At 67.5% G+C, this 23,321-nt stretch carries 17 protein-coding genes and 2 pseudogenes; 11 read left to right on the top strand and 8 right to left on the bottom strand.

The features are described from left to right. Window positions 1-28: 28 nt before the first annotated feature. From AB8Z75_RS07840 to AB8Z75_RS07860, 5 genes are all read right to left on the bottom strand, one after another. Window positions 29-976 carry a carbohydrate ABC transporter permease gene (locus AB8Z75_RS07840; RefSeq protein ID WP_369200690.1) on the bottom strand — a complete coding sequence of 316 codons (948 nt, stop codon included), beginning with the start codon at window positions 974-976 and terminating at the stop codon, window positions 29-31. Window positions 977-1,020: 44 nt separating this feature from the next. Next, window positions 1,021-2,319 (bottom strand): extracellular solute-binding protein, encoded by a 1,299-nt coding sequence (locus AB8Z75_RS07845; RefSeq protein WP_369200667.1) that lies wholly within the window; start codon window positions 2,317-2,319, stop codon window positions 1,021-1,023. A 711-nt stretch (window positions 2,320-3,030) separates the two neighbouring features. Next, window positions 3,031-4,362, bottom strand: coding sequence for a cytochrome P450 (locus AB8Z75_RS07850; RefSeq protein ID WP_369200668.1), 1,332 nt, complete (start codon window positions 4,360-4,362; stop codon window positions 3,031-3,033). A 452-nt stretch (window positions 4,363-4,814) separates the two neighbouring features. Further along, entirely contained in the window at window positions 4,815-5,975 is a 1,161-nt protein-coding gene (locus AB8Z75_RS07855; protein WP_369200669.1) for a cytochrome P450, read from the bottom strand. 383 nt (window positions 5,976-6,358) lie between these two features. Continuing rightward, a complete protein-coding gene (locus AB8Z75_RS07860) occupies window positions 6,359-7,483 on the bottom strand; it encodes a cytochrome P450 (protein ID WP_369200670.1) in 1,125 nt (374 codons plus the stop codon). A gap of 502 nt (window positions 7,484-7,985) precedes the next feature. Here AB8Z75_RS07860 and AB8Z75_RS07865 point away from each other — a divergent pair. The 3 genes from AB8Z75_RS07865 to AB8Z75_RS07875 are packed head-to-tail and all read left to right on the top strand — an operon-like array spanning window position 7,986 to window position 13,824. Beyond that, entirely contained in the window at window positions 7,986-8,546 is a 561-nt protein-coding gene (locus AB8Z75_RS07865) for a hypothetical protein (RefSeq protein ID WP_369200671.1), read from the top strand. After that, window positions 8,546-13,387, top strand: a complete 4,842-nt coding sequence (locus AB8Z75_RS07870) for a putative T7SS-secreted protein (protein ID WP_369200672.1) — start codon at window positions 8,546-8,548, stop codon at window positions 13,385-13,387. Before AB8Z75_RS07865 ends, AB8Z75_RS07870 begins: the two co-directional genes overlap by 1 nt. A 17-nt stretch (window positions 13,388-13,404) precedes the next feature. Then, window positions 13,405-13,824, top strand: coding sequence for a hypothetical protein (locus tag AB8Z75_RS07875; protein WP_369200673.1), 420 nt, complete (start codon window positions 13,405-13,407; stop codon window positions 13,822-13,824). Window positions 13,825-14,468: 644 nt separating this feature from the next. On the opposite strand, the gene AB8Z75_RS07880 is transcribed toward AB8Z75_RS07875, so the two are convergent. Continuing rightward, complete coding sequence (locus AB8Z75_RS07880; RefSeq protein WP_369200691.1) at window positions 14,469-15,284, bottom strand: sigma-70 family RNA polymerase sigma factor; 816 nt, start codon at window positions 15,282-15,284, stop codon at window positions 14,469-14,471. Between the two features lie 146 nt (window positions 15,285-15,430). On the opposite strand from AB8Z75_RS07880, the gene AB8Z75_RS07885 reads away from it, so the two are divergent. The 4 genes and pseudogenes from AB8Z75_RS07885 to AB8Z75_RS07900 all read left to right on the top strand — a co-directional run bounded on the left by AB8Z75_RS07885 (window position 15,431) and on the right by AB8Z75_RS07900 (window position 18,099). Beyond that, entirely contained in the window at window positions 15,431-15,889 is a 459-nt protein-coding gene (locus AB8Z75_RS07885) for a carboxymuconolactone decarboxylase family protein (RefSeq protein WP_369200674.1), read from the top strand. Between the two features lie 124 nt (window positions 15,890-16,013). Next, a pseudogene (locus AB8Z75_RS07890) lies at window positions 16,014-16,859 on the top strand (transposase family protein). Window positions 16,860-16,994: 135 nt separating this feature from the next. Further along, window positions 16,995-17,243 carry a hypothetical protein gene (locus tag AB8Z75_RS07895; protein ID WP_369200675.1) on the top strand — a complete coding sequence of 83 codons (249 nt, stop codon included), beginning with the start codon at window positions 16,995-16,997 and terminating at the stop codon, window positions 17,241-17,243. Between the two features lie 112 nt (window positions 17,244-17,355). Beyond that, window positions 17,356-18,099: pseudogene (locus tag AB8Z75_RS07900) on the top strand (transposase family protein). Between the two features lie 409 nt (window positions 18,100-18,508). Here the strand turns inward: AB8Z75_RS07900 and AB8Z75_RS07905 are convergent. After that, window positions 18,509-19,357 carry an alpha/beta fold hydrolase gene (locus tag AB8Z75_RS07905; RefSeq protein ID WP_369200676.1) on the bottom strand — a complete coding sequence of 283 codons (849 nt, stop codon included), beginning with the start codon at window positions 19,355-19,357 and terminating at the stop codon, window positions 18,509-18,511. A 63-nt stretch (window positions 19,358-19,420) separates the two neighbouring features. On the opposite strand from AB8Z75_RS07905, the gene AB8Z75_RS07910 reads away from it, so the two are divergent. The 4 genes from AB8Z75_RS07910 to AB8Z75_RS07925 all read left to right on the top strand — a co-directional run bounded on the left by AB8Z75_RS07910 (window position 19,421) and on the right by AB8Z75_RS07925 (window position 22,336). Further along, the gene (locus AB8Z75_RS07910) at window positions 19,421-19,792 is read left to right on the top strand and encodes a MerR family transcriptional regulator (protein ID WP_369200677.1); all 372 of its coding nucleotides are present in this window, start codon (window positions 19,421-19,423) and stop codon (window positions 19,790-19,792) included. 254 nt (window positions 19,793-20,046) lie between these two features. Beyond that, on the top strand, window positions 20,047-20,415 hold the full coding sequence (locus tag AB8Z75_RS07915) for a DUF6086 family protein (RefSeq protein ID WP_369200678.1): 369 nt from the start codon (window positions 20,047-20,049) through the stop codon (window positions 20,413-20,415). A gap of 190 nt (window positions 20,416-20,605) precedes the next feature. Beyond that, window positions 20,606-20,803 carry a hypothetical protein gene (locus tag AB8Z75_RS07920; RefSeq protein WP_369200679.1) on the top strand — a complete coding sequence of 66 codons (198 nt, stop codon included), beginning with the start codon at window positions 20,606-20,608 and terminating at the stop codon, window positions 20,801-20,803. Window positions 20,804-21,190: 387 nt separating this feature from the next. Continuing rightward, window positions 21,191-22,336, top strand: coding sequence for a DUF1266 domain-containing protein (locus tag AB8Z75_RS07925; protein ID WP_369200680.1), 1,146 nt, complete (start codon window positions 21,191-21,193; stop codon window positions 22,334-22,336). Between the two features lie 113 nt (window positions 22,337-22,449). Here AB8Z75_RS07925 and AB8Z75_RS07930 read toward each other — a convergent pair whose 3' ends face one another. After that, window positions 22,450-23,289: a M55 family metallopeptidase gene (locus AB8Z75_RS07930; RefSeq protein ID WP_369200681.1), complete on the bottom strand. Its 840-nt coding sequence runs from the start codon at window positions 23,287-23,289 to the stop codon at window positions 22,450-22,452. Between the last annotated feature and the right edge of the window lie 32 nt (window positions 23,290-23,321).

The following is a 23,321-nucleotide window of genomic DNA, read 5'->3' on the forward strand; positions in this document are numbered from 1 at the left end:
GCGTCGGCGGGGGCATGGGCGGGGGCGCTCATATCTCCTCCCCGTTTCTGCGGAGCAGTTTCAGGTAGAGCAGCGTGACCGACAGCAGGATCAGCAGCATGACGACGCCGATCGCGGAGCCGAGGCTGTACTGGGAGGAGGCGAAGGCCTTCTGGTAGGCGTAGACGTTCAGGACGAGGTTCTGTTTGGCGATGCCGCCACCGCCGGTCATCACGTAGATCTGGGTGAACACCTTGAAGTCCCAGATGACCGACTGGATGGTCACCACGATCAGGATGGGCCGCAGCAGCGGCGCCAGCACGCTGCGCCAGGTGCGCCACACGCTCGCTCCGTCGAGCGTGGCGGCTTCGACCACCTCGGTGGGAACGGCGCGGATTCCGGCGTAGGTCGTCACCATCACCAGGGGGAACGAGCACCAGACGACCTCGAAGAAGACGAGGGCGAACGCGCTGAAGCGTCCGTACGTCCAGGCGAAGTCGCCGAGTCCCAGTACGCGGTTGACGGGGCCGAAGTCCGGGTCGAAGAGGAACACCCACACGGTGGACCCGGTGATGGCGGGGGTGGCCCAGGCGCCGAGTGCGGCGAGCATCAGCAGCAGCCGTGGCAGCGCCCGCACGCGCGTCAACAGGACCGCGAGCGCGCACCCCGCGGTCATGGTACCCAGTACGCAGGCGGCGGCGAAGACGACGGTCGCCAGCAGGACGTTCCAGAACTGGGGGTCGCTCAGGAGTTCGGTGTAGTTGCCGAATCCGCGGAAACTCGTGGGCTCCCCACCGCTGACCTGCGCCTGGGTGTAGTCGAGGAACGAGATGAGCCCGAGTTGGTAGACGGGGTAGACCAGCAGGCCCGCCAGGACGACCAGGGCGGGCGCGAGGTAGAGCCAGGGCGTCCAGCCGCCGCTCCGGGCACCGCGAGGCGGGCCCCCCGAGCGGGCCGGCCGGGCGGGCCTGGGCTTGTCCGCCCCGGGGGGACCCAGCAGGCGGCGGGTCCTGGACGTCGTCGCCCTGCCGGTGGCGACGCTCACTGAGCGAACGCCTCGTCCATCTTCGCCGCGGCCCCGGCGGCGGCGCCGTCCACGTCGTCCTTGCCGCTGACGATCCGCTGGAACATCTCCGGCAGGATCAGCGAGGAGTCGATCCTGCCCCAGGCGGGGCTCGCGGGCACGAACTCGGTCCCGGCGTCGAGCGTGCGCACGAACGGCTTCACGAACGGCTCCCGCTCGGCGACCTTCTGGCGGGTGTCGCTGAAGGTCGGCAGGAAGCCCATCGCCTCGAAGAGCTGCTCCTGGGTGCGCTTGCCCGCCAGTTGCTTGGCCAGTTGCACCGCGAGGGTGCGGTGGTCGGTGCTCTTGAGGACGCCGATGTTGTTGCCGCCCGCGAACGCGGGGGCGATGTCGCCCTTCTCGACGCCCGGCAGCGGGACGACCCCGTACTTGCCTTGGACCTTGCCGTTCTCCATGGCCTGCCGGTTGAAGTCGCCGCCGATGGCCATGCCCGCCTTGCCGCCCGCGAAGGCCTCGACCGTCTCGTTGCCGCCCATCTTGGCGCACTTGCCCGCGGGGCAGTTGTCGTCGCCGAACAGGGAGGTGTAGGCCTTGATGCCCTTCTTGGCGGGCGCGGTCTCGAGCGCGGAGGTGAACGAGCCGCCCTTCTCCCGCGCCAGCTCGCCGCCGTGTGCCCAGATGAACGGCATCGCCCCGTAGGTGTAGGCGCCGCCGACGGCGATGCCGTACATGTCGCTGTGCGCGGCGCGGATCTTCTTCGCCGCGGCGGTGAGCTCGTCCAGCGTCCTGGGCGGCTCCAGGCCCAGTTCGTCGAACACGTCGGTGCGGTAGTAGAGGGCCCGGACACCGACGAAGAGAGGCAGCCCGTACTGCTTGCCCTCGACGGTGACGGACTTCTTGGCGGTGGGGTCGAGATCGCGGGCGGCGTCCCAGGAGCCGAACTCGTCGCTGAGGTCGGCCAGTCCTCCGTCGGCCACGTAGCCGGCGGTGTCGGTGTTGCCGTACTCGATGACGTCGGGAGCGGAGTCGGGGTCGTTGAACGCCCCCTTGATCTTCTCGGCCCGGCTGTCGATGGGGATGTACTGGACGTCGACCTCGACGCCGTCGTGCTGCTTCTCGAACCGGCCGACGACCTTGTCGACGACCTTCTCCTTCGGCTCGTTGCCGACTTCGCGGAAGAGCCACACGCGTACGGTGCCGCTCTTGGCGTCCTGTCCACCGCTGCCGGAAGAGGTGGAGGGTGCGCACCCCGCGAGCCCCGCGGCCAGCGCCACCGCCAACAGGGAGGCCGGCAGGGAGGCCCCTGCGGCCCTCATGCCGAGAGAGCCCCTGGCACGGGCGAGGCCGGTGAGGCTCTTGAGTTCCGTGCGGCTTCGGGCCGCTCCTGCGCCCCTTTTGCGTTCGACGTGCCTGACGCGCCTTGCGCGCTTGTCGCTCCTGACGGCTTTCACGGCGAGACCCCCAGCACTGGTATTGCACGATACGCAACGACTGTTTCGCACTGCACAACCTGCACGTGAGCCGTGAGGCTACGAGCCCGACCCGGGCAGGGGCAATAGGTCTGAACCAATTGTGTCGCCGCTTTCCAGGCGTGGCGACGTCGGCGGTTGCCCGGGGTCGCCGACGGGACGGCCAGAGAGCGAGCCGGTGGGGCGGCCAGAGAGCGAGCCGGCGGGGCGGCCAAAGAGCGAGCCAGTGGGGCGGCCAGAGAGCGAGAAGGCAACGTCGGGCGGTCGGGCGCCGCGCGTGCTGTTGCGCACTGCCGGCCGCGTCGGCGACGGGTGGCATGCCGGTGCCAGTCGCTGGAGCGCGTGGGGATCGGGCGCTCAGGACGAGGACCGCGTCATCGTCCTCCAGCGCGACAGCTGCCGCGACGCCCCGTGCTCCCTCGACCGCGGGCACCACCGCGGCCGGCCTGGCCGCAGCCGGATGGCGATCGCCGTACGGTGCCCAGGCACCGCAACGTCACACGGCACCCAGGCAGCCGCGAAAGGCCGTTGCCGCAGTACGGAGCTGACTTGCAGGCCTCACCGGCTCCTTTTCCGGGGGCTTACCGTCATGCGGACGCCCGTGGGGCTCGCCATCGCGGCGAGCGCCTCGCGCGGTGCGTAGTCGGCGGCGGGGCGCAACTGCCAGCGGGGAAGGAGTGTCGCCAGGGTGATGAGGGCTTCGGTCCAGGAGAAGTCGTTGCCGATACATTTGCGGTTGCCGGCCCCGAAGGGGATGTAGGTGGTGTGAGTGCGTGCGCGGTCCGGGTCGAACTCGGCGGCCGTCGGACCGAACAACTCGGTTTCGCGGTGCAGGGCGTAGAGGCTGAGCGCGATCTCGGTACCGGAAGGAATGTCTACTCTCCCCAGGCGGATCGGCTCCACCGTCCGTCGCATGAGCAGCGTCACCCCGTGCAGCCGCAGCGTCTCCTCCAGCACACTGCGCAGGTACGGCATGCGTTTCGTGTCCTCGTAGGTGACCGGCCGGGGCCCGCCGAGGACCTCTTCCAGTTCGTCGAGGGCTCGCTGCTCCGCCTCGGGGTGAGTGGCCAGCTCGTGCAGCGCCCACGAGAGTGTGGAGGCGGTGGTCTCCGTGCCGGCGAACAGCATGGTGGCCAGTTCGTCGCGGACCTCGGCGTCGGTCAGGCGCTTTCCTGTCTCGCGGTCTCGGGCCGCCAGCAACGTGGCGACGAGGTCGGAGCGGTGGGCAAGGTCGGTACGCGGCGTGGCAGCGATCACGCTCTCGATCACTTCACGCATGCGCCTGCTCGCGGCGAGGAATCGGCGGTTGGGCGGGACCGGCAGCCGGTCGGCCCACGGGGGCATCACGGCGCGTTGCAGCATGGTGTCGAGGATGACGCGCACCCCCTCCCGGACTGTCGCAACGGCCTTCGGGTCCAGGTCGGCGGCGAACATGGTGGCGGTGAGGGTGTTGATGGAGTAATCGCTCATCACCCGCTCCACCGTCAACTGCTCGCCCTCGTTCAGAGAGTCCGCGAGCGCGGTGGCCTGCCGTGTCATGGCCTCGGCGTAGCGGGACAGGTGCTCTTCCGTGAAGAGGGGCTGGATGATCCGCCGGTGCTCGCGATGGGTCTCCCGGTCTGCGGTGGCCAGTCCGCAGCCGACCAGAGGCTCCATGTTGTCGAACAGCCGACCCTTGGTCAGGTGCCGCGCGTGGCGGGTGAAGACCTCATGAGTGAGGCCCATGTCGGTCACGAAGACGACGTTGAGGCCGCCGAGGTCGACGCGCACCAGCGGCCCTGTGCGTGAGAGGGACCGCACGAACGCGAGGGGGTTGCGCATGAGCGGTACGGCATGTCCCAGTACCGGCCACTTACCCGGTGCACACGGCACCTGCGTCGCCCACCCCACAACAGCCTCCCAGTCATCCGTTTGCTCGCCACTCGTGAAGATCGCAGGATGATCACACCACGAGCCGAGGCCGAAACGGAATGGGGCCGTCACGGTCACCGAGCACGACTGCTCACGCGGGGACGCCCGGTTCTGGTCCGGCGGGAGCCGGCCCCTCGGAGGCGTTACCTGGGCAGCGACGAGCCAGGAGAGGCACCGAGCGTCTCTTCGGCGTCAGCCGGAACGAGGATGGGTCCCGCGGGCACGGGCCCGTACCGGCCGGGTCATGGTGCCCTGGCTCATGGCGGGATGAGCCCCCGGGCGGCGGGCCCGTACGCTCCCCCGCGCCCGCGGGGAGGCGCCGTCCAGCGCGTACTCGCCGACGAGGCGCGGGGCTCGGGGCTCGGGGCGAAGTCGGTGAGCACGGCTGGACCGCTGCCAGGCCGTCCGGCAGCGGGTCGCGGCCGGGCCGCCTAACTGATCGGCACTACAGGCACCGTCCGGGCCGCCGTGTTCGGTGCGGGCACGTGGACACGCTCCCGGCCCTTGGGTACGTGAGGCGCGTACTTCTGCTGCTCGCGTCGGTCCAGGATCTGCTCCGCGCCCGCCTTGTCCCAGGTGACCGGCATCTCTCTGATCTGGTTGATCATCAGCGACGCCTTCCGAGGCAGCGCCTCGGGAGCCATGGTCAACCGCGCGCCGGGCAACCGTTCCATCAGCACATCGATCGCGGTCTCGGCGATCCCGCGGCCGGTGACCGCCCCCGGGCACTCGTGCGATCCGGTGGAGAACGCCAGATGCGCGCGGTTTCCGCGCACCGACTGTCCGGACGCACGGGCGGCCGGGTCGTTGTTGCCGGCGGCGAGGCCGAGCAGAAGCATGTCCCCCTCCCTGATCTTCCGGCCGCCGAGCTCGGTGTCGCCCGTCGCCCAGCGGCCGATGTTCGTCATCATCGGGGGCTGGTTCCACAGGACGTCGTCCATCGCCTCAGGCAGGGTGATGTGCCCACCGCTCAACTGCCCGCGCGCCTTGGCGTCTCCGAGGAACGCGGCGAGGGAGTCGCAGATGAGCTGGGCTGTCGGCTCGTATGCCGCACTCATCACCAGACGTAGCGTCTCGCGCACTTCTTCGTCGTTCAGCCCGTGCCCGAGCAGGACCGAGGGCAGATCGCCGCCCGGGTGCCGACGCTTCCGCTGGACCACCGCGTGGAGCGTGTGGGTTACTCGCGCACCAGCCTCCGCGGCCGTCGGGCCGCCGGAGATCATCGTTCGTGCGTCCGTCACGAGCGACTCGTAGTCCTCTTCCATTCCGAAGAGAGACGTAATGACCTTCAAGGGCACCGGGTTCGCGTACTGTTCCACCAGGTCCGCCAACGCGGCAGAGGGCTCGCCCGACTGGCGCGAGTCCGTCCGGTCGGGCTGTGCGTACCGGCGACTTCGCACCATCGCGTCGATGGCGTCGTGCGCGTGCCGCATCACATGGCGACGGATTCCCCGGGCCTCAAACCGTGCCAGGCTGTCGGTAACGGCGTCTCGCAGACGCTTGTGCTCCGGGCCGTCCAGGAAAACCAACAAAGGCTGCCATTTGGTCACCGGGGCAAGAGGGTGGCCATCGGGCACCAAGCCCTCTTTCATGGCCCTCCAGTTACGGGGGTCCCTCGAAAAGATCGAGGGCGTCCGTGCGACCTCGCAGTTCTCCCGGTGCCCAAGAACAAACCACGCGGGAAGGTCTCCCGGCAGCAGCGCAGGAGCAACCGACCCGTGCTCTTCTCGAAGCAGCTCGCAGACGCGCATCGGAGCCGACTCCCAGGCGGGGCCGTACAGACGTCGCAGTCCGTCCGGCCCGATGGGGTCAACGGCCTGTGGGTGGGTGGGCGGCTGTGCAGACACAGGATCCTCCGATGGGCGTGGCACGTCCCGGGCCCGACCGCGGCCAGTCAGGCGCCGACACGCAGCCTAACCGCCAGCTCACCGCGTAACTTGCCTCCCCCTGGGAGAGGTTGCGGAGAGCGGCGCGCTCACGAGGGCGCGGGGGTCAGGAAGACCGGCAAAGACGCGTGTCCATTCGACATGCAGGTCCCGGGACCCGGCAGACCCTGCGGCGGAACGGCCAGTTGGAGGTCGCGGTAGCGCTCGAAGAGCGCCTCAAGCGCTGTCGTGGCCACGAGGAGGGCCAGGGAACGGCCGGGGCATACGTGCGGTCCGTACCCGAAACTCAGATGCTTGCCGCGAGTGGGACGCTGAATGTCGAACTCTGCCGCGTCTTCGCCATGCACGTCCTGGTCCAGCCCTATCGCCCCATAGTGGAGGGCCACCGGAGCGCCCGGGCAGACGGACACGCCGGTTTCTTCGTCGTGGAGGCTCTTCCCGGGTCTCACCGCGCGCATGATGCGCAGGGCCAGGGCCGGCTGCAGGCGCAGGGTTTCCTCGACGACGTCGTGCCAGGTCGCCGTTCCGCCCTGCACGAGCGCACGCTGGTGTGGGTGGGAGCAGATGTTGGCTGTAGCCCGGGTCAGGGTGCCCACGGTCGTCTCGTACCCCGCAGCGGTGATCATCAGGATGATCGACTGCACCTCTTCGTCGGACAGACGAGTTCCCGAATCCGGGTCCCATGCCCGGAGCAAGTCCGAGGTGAGGTCTTCGGCAGGAGCATCACGCTTCTCCTGCACTAGTTCGTGCACGTGCGCGGTCAACTCGGCTGCCGCTGCCTGTACGCGTGCCGCGTCTTTGGAGTCGAACATTCCCGTAACTGCAGCACGGAACTTATCGCCATCCGTACCCACAAAACGACCTATCACCATCGCTTGAATGGGTGCGAAATACTCTTCACGTAGATCGATGGACTGTCCGGGTGCTTCCTCTTCTTTGGAAGCCAGGATATCGAGCCGTTCGGCTATGACTTTCGAGATCGACGAGCCCATGTTAGCCACCTTGCGGGGCGCAAGTGCAGGTCCGAAAAGCGCCCGCTGGCGCCGGTGCTCCTCGCCGTCCATCGAAAAGGCGTTCTTTGTGCTGACCCATCCCTGCAAAGGCCAGTCGGCGGGAATTTCTCCGTTGACCCAGGCCGCCCAGTGTTCTCGCGCATTGGTGGTGATCTCACTGTCGGCCCGCAACAGCCGCTGAGCGAGGGCGTGTTCGGCCACGGCCGAAACAGTGACCCCGCCGGGAAGCTCGACAGGGACAAGGCGTCCCGCAGCCGCGATTCGTTCCGCCTCGTCCTGAATGTGTCGCCCACTGGGGTCCACGCTTATCGGGCACTGAGATTCCATGCGCATCACTATACGAGCGGCGCCCTATAACCCGGCGAACATTCTGCGCGTGCACAGGGGCAGGAACCACCGGTCTCCATCCACGGATCCCAACGGAGAGTCACATACTTGCGCGGCTCAGCCGACCGCGTCATTCGGTGCCACAGATCCGCGGCCCCTTGAGACGGTCGGTGACGAGCGGCTGAGCTCGCGGCTCGTTCGCGTCGCAGGGGATCAGCGGATCGGCGGATATGCGTCAGCCGTCATCGCTGATCACCCGCGAGAGGGGGCTGGTGCGTCGCGTCAACCCAGAAGTCCCCGCGACCTCCTGTACCCCTTGCGACCGAATGGTCGCTCACAGGTACGGTGTTCGACCGGAGAGGCGAAGAGTCGGCTGGTGGACCAGGGGGAGGACCAGAACATGAGCGACAGCGGCAGTCCGCCCACGCCGGGAGAGAAGCTGCAGGCGTGGCTCGCCTACCAGGGCGATCTACAGGTCCCCGAGGAGACGGTCACCCAACTGACCAAGGGCATCAGGGGCGCGCTGGACGAGCTGCGCGAGGTGGGTACCGATGTGGACGCCGCGCAGGGCAGCGGGTTCGAGGAGATGAAGCTGACCAAGATGGAGGTCGGCGACGACGCGCTCTCCGAGTCGTTCGAGGGCTTCTGCGAACAGTGGGAGTGGGGCGTGCGCGGCCTCATGTCCGACGCCGACGCCATCGCCGAGGGGCTGGGCCTGGCCGCCGGGATGACCTGGGAGGAGGACCGCTACCGCTCGGTGAAGATCAAGGGCGCCGTGAACGCGGTGAACCCGATGGGCAATCCCTACGCGTCGGAGGACGGACTCGACAAGGCCGGGTTCTGGGACATGTCCACCGGCCAGGTGGACGGCGAGCCGGGCGCAGGCGGCGAGCAGGGCGCGGGCGGCAAGCCGGGCGCAGGCGGTGAGACCGGCTGATGGGCATCGGGGACCTGGTCAACGCGGCCACCGACGCGGGGAAGGACGCCTACAACGACTTCGTACCCGACCCGGTCAAGAACAAGGTCGAGAGCGTCGTCGAGGCGGGCGGCGAGGCGGTCGGCTCGGGGTCCGACCTGCTGGCCGACCAGCTGGACAAGTGGGGCTGGAAGCCGGGCGCCCGTTTCGTACGGGACGCGGGCGACGCCGTCACCAACCAGACCGGCGGGGACGTCCACGAACGGGAGCTGGGCGAGACCGAGGAGGCGAACAAGCTCGTCCACGGCTCGCCCTCCACGCTGGAGTCCACGGCCGACCATCTGCGCGACTTCCACACGGCGTTCGACCGGGTCGGCCGAGGTCTGCGCGGCCTGGACTCCGACCACCTGCGGGGAAAGGCCGCCGACGCCTTCCGCAGCACGGTCGAGGTGCAGCCCGCCAGGTGGTTCACGGCAGCCGACGCCTGCGAGAAGGCCAAGGACGCACTGAACGACTTCGCCAAAACCGTGCGCTGGGCCCAGGGCGAGGCCAGGCGCGCCATCAAGCTGTACAACGAGGGCAAGGCCGCCTCCTCGGCGCACACCGCGAAGGTCTCGTTCTACGAAGACGCCCTCAAGGCGTACAAGGACACGCCGAAGAAGGACCGCGTCCCCGGATCCCTGCCGGACAAACCCCCCACCAAGGACCCCGGCGAGGCGAAGAAGGACGAGGCGCGCGAGAAGCTGAGGGAAGCGCGCCGGCAGCGGGACGAGGCGGCGCGGGCCGCCAACACGCTGATGCGCGCCGCCCGTGACGCCGCCCCGCCCAAGCCCTCCTACCTCAACCAGGCACGCAGCGGTTTCAAGGGAGGGCTGCTGGCCATGGAGCACCGGGCGGGCGGATTCCTCGGTGCGGGCACCGACATGCTCAACTTCACCAAGGGCATGAGTCCGATCAACGGCCACAACCTCCTCAACCCGGACGACTACGCCACCAACCTCAACAGCACGTCCGCCGGGATGAAGAACCTCGCGGCGCACCCGGACAGCGCCCTGAAGCAGGCGTACCGCAGCTTCCTGGACGACCCGGAGGAGTTCTTCGGAGGCGCGGCGCTCGACGCCCTCACAGGGGGTGGCGGCAGGGCCGCGAGTACGGCCGCGAAGGCGTCCCGCCTCAGCCGCGTGCCCGAACCAGCGCACCCGCCCCAGCCCGCGCACCCGCCCATGCCGGCACACCCGCCCAAGCCGGCACACCCACCGAAGCCGGGCCACGAGCCCGACCACCCGGGGCGTGAGTCGCTGGAGCACGAGCCGGACAACGCCAGCCGCCCGGACGGCGACCGGCCCTGCGGCGAGGACCCGGTCGACTTCGCCACAGGACGGATGCTGCTGCCGCAGACCGACCTGATGCTCCCCGGGGTGCTGCCGCTGGCCTTCCGCCGCCACTTCGAGTCGTCGTATCGCGCAGGCCGCTGGTTCGGGCCCACTTGGTCCAGCACCGTCGACCAGCGGCTGGAGGCCGACGAACAGGGCGTGGTCCTGCACGGAGAGAACAGCCTCCTGGTGGCCTATCCGCGCCCGGAACCCGACGGCGATCCGGTGCTTCCGGCCAAGGGACCGCAGTGGCCACTGGAGCTGCGCCCTGACGGCGACTTCGCCCTGCACGACCCCGACACCGGGCTGACCCGCTTCTTCGCGCCCCCGGCCGACCTGGCCGACCGGGCGGGCGTCGCCCTGCTCGCGGAGATGTCGGACCGCAACGGCAACCGCATCACGTTCGAGTACGACGAGGAGGGCACTCCGCTCGCCCTCGTCCACTCCGGCGGCTACCACCTGCGCGTCGAGACGGACACGAGGTGGCGCCGGGTGACCGCGCTGCACCTGCGCGGCGCGGCGCCAGACGGGGGCGACCAGGAGATCGTCCGCTTCGGCTACGACCCGCGCGGCAACCTCACCGACGTCACCGGCTCGACCGGTGACGCCCTGCGCTTCGGTTACGACGAGGCCGCCCGCATCGTCTCCTGGACGGACACCAACGACTCGCACTACGAGTACGTCTACGACGCACAGGACCGCTGCGTGTGGCAGTCCGGCGTCGAAGGCCACATGCACGCGGCCTTCGACCACAGCCCGCCGGACCCGGCGACCGGCCACCGCGTGACGAAGGTGACCAACTCCCTCGGCCACCGCACGTACTACCTGGTGAACCCCCGCAACCAGGTCGTCGCCGTCACCGACCCGACCGGCGCCACCACCCGCGTCGAACGCGACGCGCACCACCGCGTGCTGTCACAGACCGACCCCCTCGGCCACACGACCCGGCTGGAGCGGGACGACGCGGGCCGCGTCGTCCGCGCCGTCCGCCCCGACGGCAGCGCGCTCACGCTCTCACACAACGCCCTCGGGCTCCCCGTCGAGGTGACCGAGCCGGACGGTGCGGTGTGGCGGCACGCGTACGACGCGCGCGGAAACCGCACCGCCACCACCGACCCGACAGGCGCGACGACCCGCTACACCTACGACGCCTTCGGCCGGCCGACCTCCGTGACCAACGCGTCGGGGCAGACCACCCGGATCCGCTGCGACGCGGCAGGCCTGCCGGTCGAGATCACCGACCCGCGCGGCGCCCTGACGACCTACCGCCGCGACGCCTTCGGCCGCCCGACAGCCGTCGTAGGCCCCCTCGGCGACACGACACACCTGGCATGGACCGTCGAGGGCCGCCTGTCCCGCCGCACCGCACCCGACGGCGCCACCGAACGCTGGGAATGGGACGGCGAGGGCAACTGCACCCGGCACCTCGACGCCGCGGGCGGCGAGACGGTCTACGAGTACACCCACTTCGACCTGCTCGCGGCCCGCACAGGCCCCGACGGCGTCCGCTACACCTTCACCCACGACACCCGCCTGCGGCTGCGCCAGGTGACCAACCCCCAGGGCCTGACCTGGACCTACGACTACGACGGCGCCGACCGCCTGGTCGCCGAGACCGACTTCGACGGCCGCACTCGGCGCTACACGCTCGACCCGGCGGGCCAACTGACAAGCCGCAGCACCCCGCTGGGCGACCTCATCACCTACGAACGCGACGCCCTCGGCCGCCTGACGGCCAAGGACGCGGCGGGCACCGTCACGACCTACGCCTACGACTCGGCGGGCCGCCTCACCCACGCCCGCAACCCGGACACCGAACTGCTGCGCCAGTACGACCGGGCAGGGCGGATGAAGACGGAAGTCGTGGGCGGGCAGGCCCTCACGTACACCTACGACGCCGCGGGCCGACCACTGCGGCGCACGACCCCCACGGGCTCGGTCACCCGCTACACGTACGACGCGGCAGGCCACCGCACGACACTCACGGTGGACGGCCACACGCTGGCCTCGACGTACGACGAGGCGGGCCGCGAGCAGCGCCGGGACATCAACGGGCGCGCCTCCCTGGCCTGGTCCTGGGACCCGGCCGGCCGGCTGACGGAACAGTCCCTGACCGGCCCCGCGGCGGACACCCTCTGGAACCGCTCCTACACCTACCGCCCCGACGGCCACCTGACAGCCGTCGACGACTCCCGCGACGGCACCAGCCACTTCACCCTCGACGCGGGCGGGCGGGTCACCCGCGTGACCGCCCGCGACTGGCAGGAAACCTACGCCTACGACGAGGCGGGCAACCAGACCGCGGCCACCTGGCCCCAAGCCCACGCCGCTCCCGGGGCCCAAGGCCCCCGCACCTACACCGGCACCCGCATCCGCACGGCGGGCCGCCTGCATTACGAGCACGACGCGGCGGGCCGCATCGTGCTCCGCCACAAGAAGAACCTCTCCCGCCGGCCCGACACCTGGCACTACACCTGGGACGCGGAGGACCGCCTGACCCGGGTCACCACCCCGGACGGCACCCAGTGGCACTACACCTACGACCCACTGGGCCGCCGCGTGACCAAGCAGTCCCCCACGGAACGGGTGGACTTCACCTGGGACGGCCCCACCCTCGTCGAACAGACCACCACGGGSSCCACCCCCCACCCGGTCACCCTCACCTGGAACCACCAGGGACTCCACCCGGTCTCCCAGACCGAACGGATCACGGACCCGCTGTCCCAACGGGAGATCGACACCCGCTTCTTCGCCATCGTCACCGACCTCATCGGCACCCCCACAGCCCTGGTCACCGACTCCGGCGAAACGGCCTGGCGCACCCACCAGACCCTCTGGGGCACCACCACCTGGAACACCGACGCCACCGCCTACACCCCCCTCCGCTTCCCCGGCCAATACTTCGACCCCGAAACCGCCCTCCACTACAACTATTTCCGCCACTACGACCCCGAGACAGCGCGTTATCTGTCCCCTGACCCACTGGGCCTCGGACCTGCGCCGAATCCACTCGGGTACGTGCACAACCCGACGAGAGCCATTGACCCGCTGGGCCTGTGCCCGAAGGGCGGGGCTCCGGGCTTTTCGGTCGACGGAGACGGGATCGCACAGGACGTAAGAGATCTCGGTCGACCAGACAATGAACTCGTACTCAGCGGGCATGGCGCAATTCTCAAGGGGGACCCATCCGTCACGGTGGTTCCGTACGGGACCGAGATCGCCATGTACTCCAGACACGGCCAGAGCATCTCCGATGAGCTGGGGAATTTGATTGAAACCGGAAATCCCACACCGGAAGTGGTATACAAACCAGGCAGCAAGGTCGAGGACTACATACTCTCTCCGCCCGACGGACTGAACATTCTGGGAACCCCAAGAAACGTCACCGTAACGGACAATACGCGCCTCTCGGATATACTTCAGCCACACATGGGTAGGGTTCACTGGGCCGCCTGCCGCGAAGTGGTGGACCCACTGCTATTGGATTAAGAAAAAAGTAGAGGGACATGCCGACGCAACGAGACCTGACCGAGTACACGGCAGCAAATACCGTCCCGGAAGGATGCAAAGCCTTCAACATCGGATGGCTAGGACCAGAGATAGAATTCACGAAGGGAGAAACTTCCGACACATTTCGCGAGGGCTTGCAGGAGCTGTGCGTAAACCACTCCTGCAATCGCATGAGGGGCTACCAAGCCTGCCGCCTGGGACACACGCGGGAGAACTTCGAATACCCTGTGACTGTTCGCCTGGACTCGAAAAATTTTCCCCTTGGAAACGGAGAGATCAGAGTCGCCTCGCAGGGGCGCAGGCTGTTGATCGCCCCGAATCTGGTGCTCCACTACGTCACTGAACACAACTATCTACCGCCACAAGAATTCATTGAGGCGGTCGTTTCGTTCATGGGTAACGACAGCGATCGGTGACTCGTGGCACACGAGCGCGCTGTCCCAGCCTGCGGTGGAAAGCCGTCTCTTTATCCTCGTACGAGACCCCCTTCTCACACCGCTCAGCCATGGACCCCCAGGCTTCGATCGACGGAACTGACGGATCTCGTCAATACTTTCAGAAAGGGCCGGATCCAGTAAGGCGATAAGGTAAGAGAACGGTTTTGTCGACAACTCCGAGAAAGTCACGAGAAGATCTGATCCGCATGGTGCAACGACTCATCGATGCAGACCTTCCAGAAGGGGAGGAAGATCGCCTTGTCGAGGATCTCCAGACCAGCATCTTGCACCCGTACGTAACCAACCTGATCTACTACCACTATCCTAAGTTGACGGCTGAAGAGGTAGTCGACAAAGCTCTGACCTACCGCGCGATTGAGCTTTGACACCCATGACATCTACGACATTTTCAATCCGTCTCTCCCGTAAGAGGTCGAGGATGAGTGGGATCACCGCGCTCTTCGCGCTTCGGGCCGATCGCAGGTCGAGTGGGCAGTGCAGGTATGCCGCCATACTCACGCCTCACTTCTAAGCGAGTGAGGTTTTCTCAGAGGCTAAGTTCAACGTCTCTGTGGACCAGGCGTGGCCCACTTCGAGTCTGCGCGGCCTTCGCCGGTAGGGAGTCACACCGGGTCCGGCAGGTCCATGAGCGCGAGCTTGGCCGGGTCGACCACGGCGGTGATCTCGGTTATGTGGCTGTCGGCGACGGTGAAGACGAGGAGGGAAAGCGGGGTGCCATCCTCGCTCCAGGAGATGACGCCGGGGCGTCCGTTGATGCTTGCCGCATGTCCTCGTGCGGCGCTGCCAGCCACTCGCGCGCGGGTGGCGACTTCGGTGGCTCCGAGCGTGACGAACGTACCGTTCGGGGTGTGGACGGTGAACTTCACTTCGGGATGGAGAACCTGTAGCAACTGATCGAAGCGGCCCTCGCGGGCCGCGGCCAGGAAGGCGTGCGCCACCTCGCGTCGTTGTCGTCCGGCGCTTGCCGGCTGCTGGGCTGTCTGTACTTTCCTGCGGGCGCGGCTGGCGAGCATTTTGGTCGCGTCGGCGGATTTGCCGAGAATAGTGCCGATCTCCCCGTGGGGCACGGCGAACATGTCGTGCAGCACGAACGCCAGTCGTTCGTCCGGGCGCAGCGAGTCGAGGACCGTGAGGAGCGCGAGGCCGACGGAGTCCCCGATTGTCGCGAGGTCTTCCGGAGCGGGAGCGTCGTCGAGTGTCACGGTGAATTCGGGTAGCTGGTCGTCGAAGGAGACTTCCGGGCGCGTTCGGCCTGACCGCAGGACATCGAGGCTGATGCGGCCGACCACGGTGGTCAGCCAGCCGCCGAGGTTATCGATGGTGTCGGCGTCCTGGCGGGACAGACGCAGCCACGCCTCTTGGACCACGTCTTCCGCATCGGCATGTGATCCGAGCATGCGGTAGGCGACGGCGCGCAGCCGGTCACGCTAGGACTCGAAGGCTTCGGCGATCGGGTCCGTGGGATGGGTGCCGGCCATGGTGTTACCTCCGTGGAAGCTGCTCCGTCATAGGGATGACGCACACAGGCGCCGCAACGTAACCCGATGAAGGAGAGCACTCCCCCATGGAAAACCGGCTCAAGAACAAGAACACGAACAACCCCGATGTGTGGACCGCGATCCAGCACCTCCAGAAGGCGATCGCCGCCGGCGGTGTCGACCCGAAGCTGCTCGCGCTGGTCCACCTGCGCGCCAGCCAGATCAACAGCTGCTCGGCGTGCGTCTACGCCAGTGTCGTCGGAGGGAAGAAGACCGGTGACACCGACGAGCGGCTGCACAACGTCGCAGCGTGGCGCGAGGCGCCGTTCTACACCGATGCGGAACGCGCGGCACTGGCGCTGGCCGAGGCCGCCACCCGGCTGCAGGACGGTGCACCGGGCGTCACCGACGAGATCTGGGAAGAGGCCAACGCCCACTTCACCGAGGAGCAGATCGGCGCGATCAACCTGGAGATCGCGCTGACCAACTTCTTCAACCGGATCAACCGCACCATCAAGGAACCGGCCGGCAAGTCCTGGGGCTGAGCCCAGCGTGGCTCTTACCCACTGAGGCTCCGCCAGTGGGTAAGAGCCACGAGGCCGGGCAGGCGTGATGCCTTGGTAGGACTGGTGTGCCAAGATCATGTCCGCCCGAACCAGGGGCTTCACGTTGGTCACCTATGCTGCCGCGCTCGACGTCCCACGCCACGTCGTCGAATTCCTCGCCCGGCTGCTGGCCGCCCACCGGCGCAGGATCGGCACGCCGAGGGGCTCTCGCGCCCTGGGCCCGTTCCGCCAGGCGGTACTGGTGCCCGCCCTGGGCCCGTTCCGCCAGGCGGTACTGGTGCTGCGCTGGTTCCGAGAACACGGCTGCGTGCACTGCCTGGCCCGGGACGCCGGGATCCCGCAGGCCACTGGCTACCGTTACCTCCATGAGGGCATCGGCGTGCTTGCCGCCCAAGCTCCTGACCTGCGCGAGGTGTTGGACATCTGCCTCGCCGAGGGGATGACACACGTGGTGCTGGACGGCACACTGATCGCCTGAGATCGGCTGGCCGGGGTCCGGGAGAATGGCAACGACCTGTGGTTCTCCCAGAAGCACAAGAGCTTCGGCGGCAACGTTCAGTTCCTGGCCGCGCCGGACGGCGCCCCGCTGTGGGTCTCCGATGTCGAGCCCGGCTCCACCCCGGACATCACCGCGGCCCGTATCCACGTGCTGCCCGCGCTGTACAAGGCCGCCGCCGACGGGCTTCCCACGCTCGCCGACAAGGGCTACATCGGCGCCGGCATCGGCATTCACGTGCCCGTCCGCCGCCCCAAAGGTCGCTCCGAGACCGCCTTGGACCGAGGAACCCGCGCCACGAATGCGCTGATCAGACACGTGAGGGCGCGCGGCGAGCGGACCGCAGCGGAACTGAAGGAACGCTGGCGAACCCTCAAGCACGTCACCCTCAGCCCCAGCAGAATCGGCGACATAGCCCGCGCGGCACTCGTCCTCAACGTGCACTGGAAATGATCTCCGCTGAGAAAACCTCACTGGCCACACTTCCCTCACGTGCATTTTGAGATGTTCCAGCACGCCGGCGACAAGCAGCCAATTGTTAACAACCATGTGCGATGGTCCGGCCCGTAACTCGGAGGAAACAGCACAATGATTGAGATCGGGATCATCGGAAGGATCGTTTCAGGCCGTAACAAGGGGCATTTTCTGGAGGTCAAGGAGCTTCGGCCAGAAGATCCACCAAGTTACCTGGTCTTGACCGCCGAGGATTACCACTTCACCCTCAACGGCGAAGACGTTTGGGTGGAGGACCACGCAGCACTCCAGCAACTATTCGACGAGAACCAGTGGACAATCGACTGGAACGGCGATGCGCTCCCCGACAGGGGCGATGAGTGAGCTTTTTCCAACCTGACGGAAGGTTGGACAGGCGACCCCAGCAGTGGACATGAAGAAAGCCCCTGGTAGACGGGTTCACGACCAAGATCACCAGTCTGTCAGGAGCTTTCGCGTGTTTTTCTACCCGTCCGGCATCGATCTGTCCAGCCGCACTCTGCAGCACCTATCCGTCCTTCTCGCAGGCCACCGCCGTCGCATCGGCTCCCGGTGGCGTCGCCTGACCTGTGGCCGACAGGCCCTGCTCGTCCTGGCCCACCTGCGCTGCGGCGACACCTACGGCCGCCTTGCAGTGGGGTTTGCTATCGGGATCGCTGCGGTCTACCGGTACATACCCGAGGCCGTAGACCTCCTGGCCGCTCGGGCGCCCACGCTGGAACAGGCCATGAGGACGGTGCGGAAGAAGGCGTACGTGATCCTCGACGGCACCGTGCTGCCGAACGACCGCATCACCGCCGACCGCCCGTACTACTGGCTGAAGAAGAAGCACCACGGGATGAACGTGCAGGTCCTCGCGGATCCAACCGGCCGTCTGATGTGGGCCTCGGACGTGCTACCCGGAGCCGTGCACGATGTGACCGCAGACTGCATTCTCGCCGCTCTCGCCGCTGACGACATCGAGTGCTGGGCTGAGTAGGCGTATCAGGGCACGGGCCCTGCTGTCCGCGTGCCGTTCCGGGGCAAGAATCTGCGCGGCTGGCGTCGTCGTCACAACCGCGACCACGCCAAGATCCGCAGTCTCGGCGAACGCGCCATGGCCACCCTCAAATGCTGGCGGCTTCTGCGGAAGCTCCGTTGCAGCACCACCCGGATCACCGCCGTCGTCCGGGCCGTCGTCGCCCTCGAACTCGCCACCTGATCAGGGTCGAAAGGGCTCAGTCATGGAACTTGATCAAGCTCTGGCTGTGTCCATCCCGCGATAGAGATCGACGAGGTCGGTTCCGGGGGGATCAGTCCTGGTACAACGCAACCTCGAAGAGTACACAGAATACCGTTGCCTGCCGAGATGATGATCACTGCGCCGGGTTTCAGTGCTCTGTGTGCTTCTGAGGCCGCTGCGGACGTGTCAAAGAAGGACGGAAAATCCTTGTGCCGTTGGCCGTGCCTGAATCATTGCGGAGGTTCGCGGGCAACTCGAATCAACAAGAAGGTCGGAACTTGATTCCTGGTATCAAGTTCCAACCTTCGATGGGGCAGATTACGGCCCTAGCCCCCTGACCATGGCCGGACGGAGGTTACGACCGCACCTCTGGATCTGAAATCGCTACTCAGAGCTCGTGATCGGACAAGAACGCACGCACCAGCTCGTTGAAGCGAGCGGGCTCCTCGGCAAAGGCGGCGTGATGGGCACCGGAAATACGGACCACGGCCGAGCGCCAGAGTGAGGTGAACGGCAAAGAATCCACGTACTGCTGGTTGACGAACGGATCGTCGGCACCGTCAATCATCGCAAGCGGAACTGGAGGCGTAAGTGCAAGTTGCCTCTTGTCTACGCCATCGCCAGCCAATACGGATTCGAACATTCGCTTGCGTGCACGCCCGTCCGCCCTGCTGACGTCTGCGCGAACTGTGGCTGACGCAGGGATGACTGTAGACTGCTCGGCCATTTCCGTTGCCTGCTCGGGGCTCAACACCTCCTGGCCGATATATTCGAACGTGGGGTTGTCGAGGAATCCCTGGGGGAGGGTCTGATCGTTCACCGGAGGCGTTCCCGTCGTGACGAGCGCCACCGCCCCCGGAAACTTGTGCACAAGTTCATATCCAACGTATCCGCCGAGGGACCAGCCAACGACAATGACGCGTTCGACACCTAGAGAATGCAGCACCTCGATGAGGGTGTCCGCATATCCCTGGTGGGTATAGGCGAGGGAGGGTTCGGATGCGTCGTCTGAGTCGCCATGGCCAAGCAGGTCCGCCGCCAGCATACGTCGCTGCATAGCGTCGTCTGTGAGCTGCGCTCGAAACATCTTCCGCGAGACGGAGTTTCCGTGGACGAACAAGAGCGGAACTGCTGAGGCTCGACCGTTCGGATCGGTGTCGAAGAGCGCTACCCGCCCGTAGCGCGTCTCGACAATTCTGGAGTGGAGTTCGGCGCCTTCCAGCTTTTTAGCAGTCATGTAAAATAGCCTAGAATCTCACATGATGTGAGATTCAAGCGTGAAATATGTGATGTAGGCCACATGGAGGTCGGGGTGCGTATCGGAAGGCTCTCGGAGCTCACGGGCGCCAGCGTGCGCTCCTTGCGCTACTACGGCGAGACAGGGCTGCTTGAGGTGCGTCGAGGTCCTGGCGGGCATCGCCTCTATGATTCGGCGGATGTCGCTCAAGTGCACTTGATTCAAGCGCTCTTGTCTGTGGGTCTTTCGACTCGGGAAATCGGCGAGATCAAGCAGCATTGCAAGAAAATGCCTCATCAAAAAGAATCCCAGGCAACAGCAATGCTTCACAAGCAGCGCGACATCGTGGACAGCTGCATTCATAAGCTAGTCGGAGCAAGGTCGCGGCTGGATAGCTTTATAGCGGAGGCGGAAGCGCGGGATCGCGTGTCCTGAGTCGTTAATCCCTGTGCAGTGAGCTCTTTCCAGCCTGACGGGAGGTTGGAAAGAGCTCATTGTCGACGATCCCAACAAAAACTCGATTCCTATCTCCGCGCCAGGTCGCACCTTGAGGACTGGGAAGATGCTCCCCTTGGGCTCCACTTCACAGCACCTGGCGCAACACCCGCCTTCCAGAACGCCGTCGAAACCGCTGTAGAATCCTGGAAGGCGGCCAACCCGGGCGTGGAAGTAAAGGTCAGGTGGGAACGGTGAGCTGCTTTTTCACGATAGCCGAAACGGATGTCTGGAATCCTGCGAATCGTGTTGCACAACTCTTCACCCAGCAGGCGTGGGCCATGTCATCCGTATTGGACATCGACTCAGGGGTCCCGCCCATCGTGGACGATGAGTGCGTATTGGACCCCACGCTCTTCCCCGACTTTGTGGTAGCCCTGACGAGAAAACACGAAGGGTTTGATCACGGACCGTTGTCGGCTTTGCTGGAAGGGTTCATCGGCGTCTGCTGGGTGCTTCTCGATAGAGGTGGCAACACCGGGAAGCTCCTGGCTCTGGGCAGCGGAACCCGAAAATTCTGGACGGAGCACACAACCGAGCTCGCTCGATCCATGCCCCGCTGAGAAGGCAACGGATATCGGGCGCGCAACCGAGCCCGAGCCACGCCGTGTACCCGCACCCCGAGCGCCCCGGGGAGCCCACGCCACCAGCGGCGGCTGTTTTGACTGACCGTGCGTTGACCTGAGCGTCACAGAGGGTCAGAATGCATGGCAGTCCCGACCTCCTCGCCGTCCCTACGGAGGACACCGCCCCATGGCCCTGCGGTCTCCGCGTCTGCCGACCCCGCCACCCAATCCGTACGGGGCGCATCCGGGGGCCGGGTGGGCGCCGCCGCGCGGGCCGGCGGACGCGCAGCGTGCGGCAGCGGCCAGGAAGCGGATCGTCATCGGGGCGGTCATCGCCTTCCTGGCGCTCGTCTACGTCGTCCCCCTCTGCAGTCGGCTGTTCTGACAGCCCGATGGCGCGAGGCACGGCGTCGGGTACGGGCGCCACAGCACGACGGACGCACGCGGGAAGCGGCGAAGCGGGACACGACTGCGAGGTTGCGAGGTCATCGGATGTGGAAGCGGGGGGGGGGGGGGGGGGGGGGGGGGGGGGGGGGGGGGGGGGGGGGGGGGGGGGGGGGGGGGGGGGAAGCGGGGGGCGGCCGGGGAGGTCGCGGGGCCGGACGTTGCCAAGGCCACGGGCGGCGGCGGGGCCGCCGGGGCAGCGGCCACCCACCCCGAGTCCCCGGACCACCCGGGGACTCGGGCGGCGGCGTGGCAGGAGATACCCAGCGACGTAGAACGACGGCTGTACGAGGCGAAGTCGCGGCACGACTGGGCCGCCTACCTGGACGTGCTGGCCGGCGAGTCGCTGTACCACGCGGCCCCGCGCGGCTGGCTGGAGGCGAATCCGGGGCGGGTCGCCATCACCCCGGTGTGGCGTCCCGAGATCCAGGCCTGGTGCACCCCCGTCTACACGGAGGCCATGCTTCCGGCCCCGATCGACAACCCGGTCTTCTTCTCGCAGAGCCTGGGCTGGTTCGCGCGCGGCTGGGAGGCGACCGACCCGCCGTGGCTGGCGGTCAACCCGGGCTCGCCCTGTGAGGCGTACTTCCCGTCAGGGCCGGGTTTCCGCGCACTGTGGCAGCACCACGCGGACAACGTCACGCACGCGCGCACCCCTGCGCACGAGACCCTGCGCACCCTGTGGGTCGGCGGACCGCGCACCGGCGCGGTCGCACGCGGACTGGCGTGCGGGGCGCTGATGTCGGTGAAGAACGGCAGGTACTGGAACGCTCTCGGTCACGGTCACGGCTACACCGACGAACGGCGCCTCCTGGACCGCTGGTGGGGCGTCACGACGCGGGAGACGTGGCAGCGCCACCAGGAGGACCTGCTCACCGCGGAGATGAGCAGCCCGGTGTGGGAGTTCACACTGGGGGTGCGGCACAGTCTGGCGCAGGACTTCGGCGGCCAGGTGGAGACCGGTCACTGGCGGCAGGCCACCGAACGGGTGCTGCGCAGCCGGGTGCCCACCGCCCGCGTGGAGCTCACTTCGGAGGGCGTCACCCGTACGGAGGGCCCGTCCGAGGAGGAGATGGAGGCGCAGGTCGAGGGCGTCAAGCGGCTCATCGGGCGCATCACCAGGTACGAGGCGCGCTTCCGCGCCGACGGGTTGCTGCCGGAGGGCCGGTTCGTCCGCTCCGTCGCCGCCTGGGACTACGGCCGCGCCTCGAACATGGCCCGCTTCGGGCTGGGCGCACGCTTTTGCACCCTGGACGAGGCGGAGGAGGCCGTGCTGCGCGCGGGGCGCGTGAGCACCGCCGCGTACCGCTCGTGGGAGGACTTCTCCGCGGGGTACGCGCTCGGCCGCTGCCTCCACTTCGACGACGAGGAGTTCGGCCCCTTCTACGAGGAGACGCTGACCGGACACCGCCTGCTCACCACGGAGCCGGAGAGCCCCTGGCTGACCATCCCGTTCCGCTCCGAGGGGGACTGATTCGAGGGCTCGATCCGAGGGACTGACCCGAGAGGCTGATCCGAGGGGCTGATCCGAGGGGAATGGCGGCCCGGCGTCCTGGCCTCCGGCGGGGCAGGGAGCCGGGCGGCTGCTCAGCAGTACGGTGCCTGCCCCGTGAGGGAGGCCGCGACCTGCTGGAAGACCCCGAAGAGCCGGAAGAGGGCAGGCAGCTCGCCCCGCACCAGTACCGTACGGTCATCCGTACGCGCCACCCCGGGCACGCCCTCCAGTTGCTGGGCGACCGAAGCCGACTGCCAGCGCACGGCGAGAGCGTGCTCCGTCGTGTCGGGCACCATGCGGGTGCGGGACGCGGCGCCGCGCACACCCTCCGCCGCCGCCTCCTCGATGGCGTCACGCGCCTCCTGAGCCGGGCGCAGCCGTGCGGCGAAGCGGTCGCGGGCGTACTTCACCGGCGCCGCATGGACGTGGGCGTCCCACTCCTTCACCTCCTCGCACGCCACGTCACAGCCCGAGAGCGCCACCACGGGCACACCGATCGCGGTGGCCGTCGCGTACGAGAAGCCGATCTCGCCCATCGCCCGCGCGTCGTCGAGCCACATGTCCTCGATCTCGTGCCCCATGTAGCTGTGGCTGAGGACGCCCAGTGCGCCCGCCCGCGCGTGGTAGCCGACGCACACCACGGCGTCGAACGAGTCGTCCAGGTCCTGGAGCATGCCCATCGGCTTCGGCTTGCCGCGCACCAGGGAGGCCGCCGGATGCAGGTCCTCCACGAGCAGGTTGCGCATCGTGCTGTGTGTGTCGTTGACGACGATCTCGCCCGCACCGCCGGTCAGGGCACCCCTGATGGCCGCGTTGACGTCCTGCGTCATCATCACGCGCCCGCGCTCGTAGTCCCGGCCGCCCATCTGCACGTCGTCGGCGCCGACCAGGCCCGTGACGCCCTCCATGTCCGCACTGATGTACACCTTCATGATCCGAGTCTGTCAGCGCGGACCCCCGTGCG

This window comes from Streptomyces sp. PU-14G, assembly GCF_041028275.1.
Lineage (GTDB): Bacteria > Actinomycetota > Actinomycetes > Streptomycetales > Streptomycetaceae > Streptomyces.

Coding starts and splice junctions, on each gene's coding strand:
- AB8Z75_RS07845 (WP_369200667.1), bottom strand. CDS start 2,319: ATGAGGGCCGCAGGGGCCTCCCTGCCGGCCTCCCTGTTGGCGGTGGCG.
- AB8Z75_RS07855 (WP_369200669.1), bottom strand. CDS start 5,975: ATGAAAGAGGGCTTGGTGCCCGATGGCCACCCTCTTGCCCCGGTGACC.
- AB8Z75_RS07875 (WP_369200673.1), top strand. CDS start 13,405: ATGCCGACGCAACGAGACCTGACCGAGTACACGGCAGCAAATACCGTC.
- AB8Z75_RS07885 (WP_369200674.1), top strand. CDS start 15,431: ATGGAAAACCGGCTCAAGAACAAGAACACGAACAACCCCGATGTGTGG.
- AB8Z75_RS07895 (WP_369200675.1), top strand. CDS start 16,995: ATGATTGAGATCGGGATCATCGGAAGGATCGTTTCAGGCCGTAACAAG.
- AB8Z75_RS07905 (WP_369200676.1), bottom strand. CDS start 19,357: ATGACTGCTAAAAAGCTGGAAGGCGCCGAACTCCACTCCAGAATTGTC.
- AB8Z75_RS07910 (WP_369200677.1), top strand. CDS start 19,421: ATGGAGGTCGGGGTGCGTATCGGAAGGCTCTCGGAGCTCACGGGCGCC.
- AB8Z75_RS07920 (WP_369200679.1), top strand. CDS start 20,606: ATGGCCCTGCGGTCTCCGCGTCTGCCGACCCCGCCACCCAATCCGTAC.
- AB8Z75_RS07930 (WP_369200681.1), bottom strand. CDS start 23,289: ATGAAGGTGTACATCAGTGCGGACATGGAGGGCGTCACGGGCCTGGTC.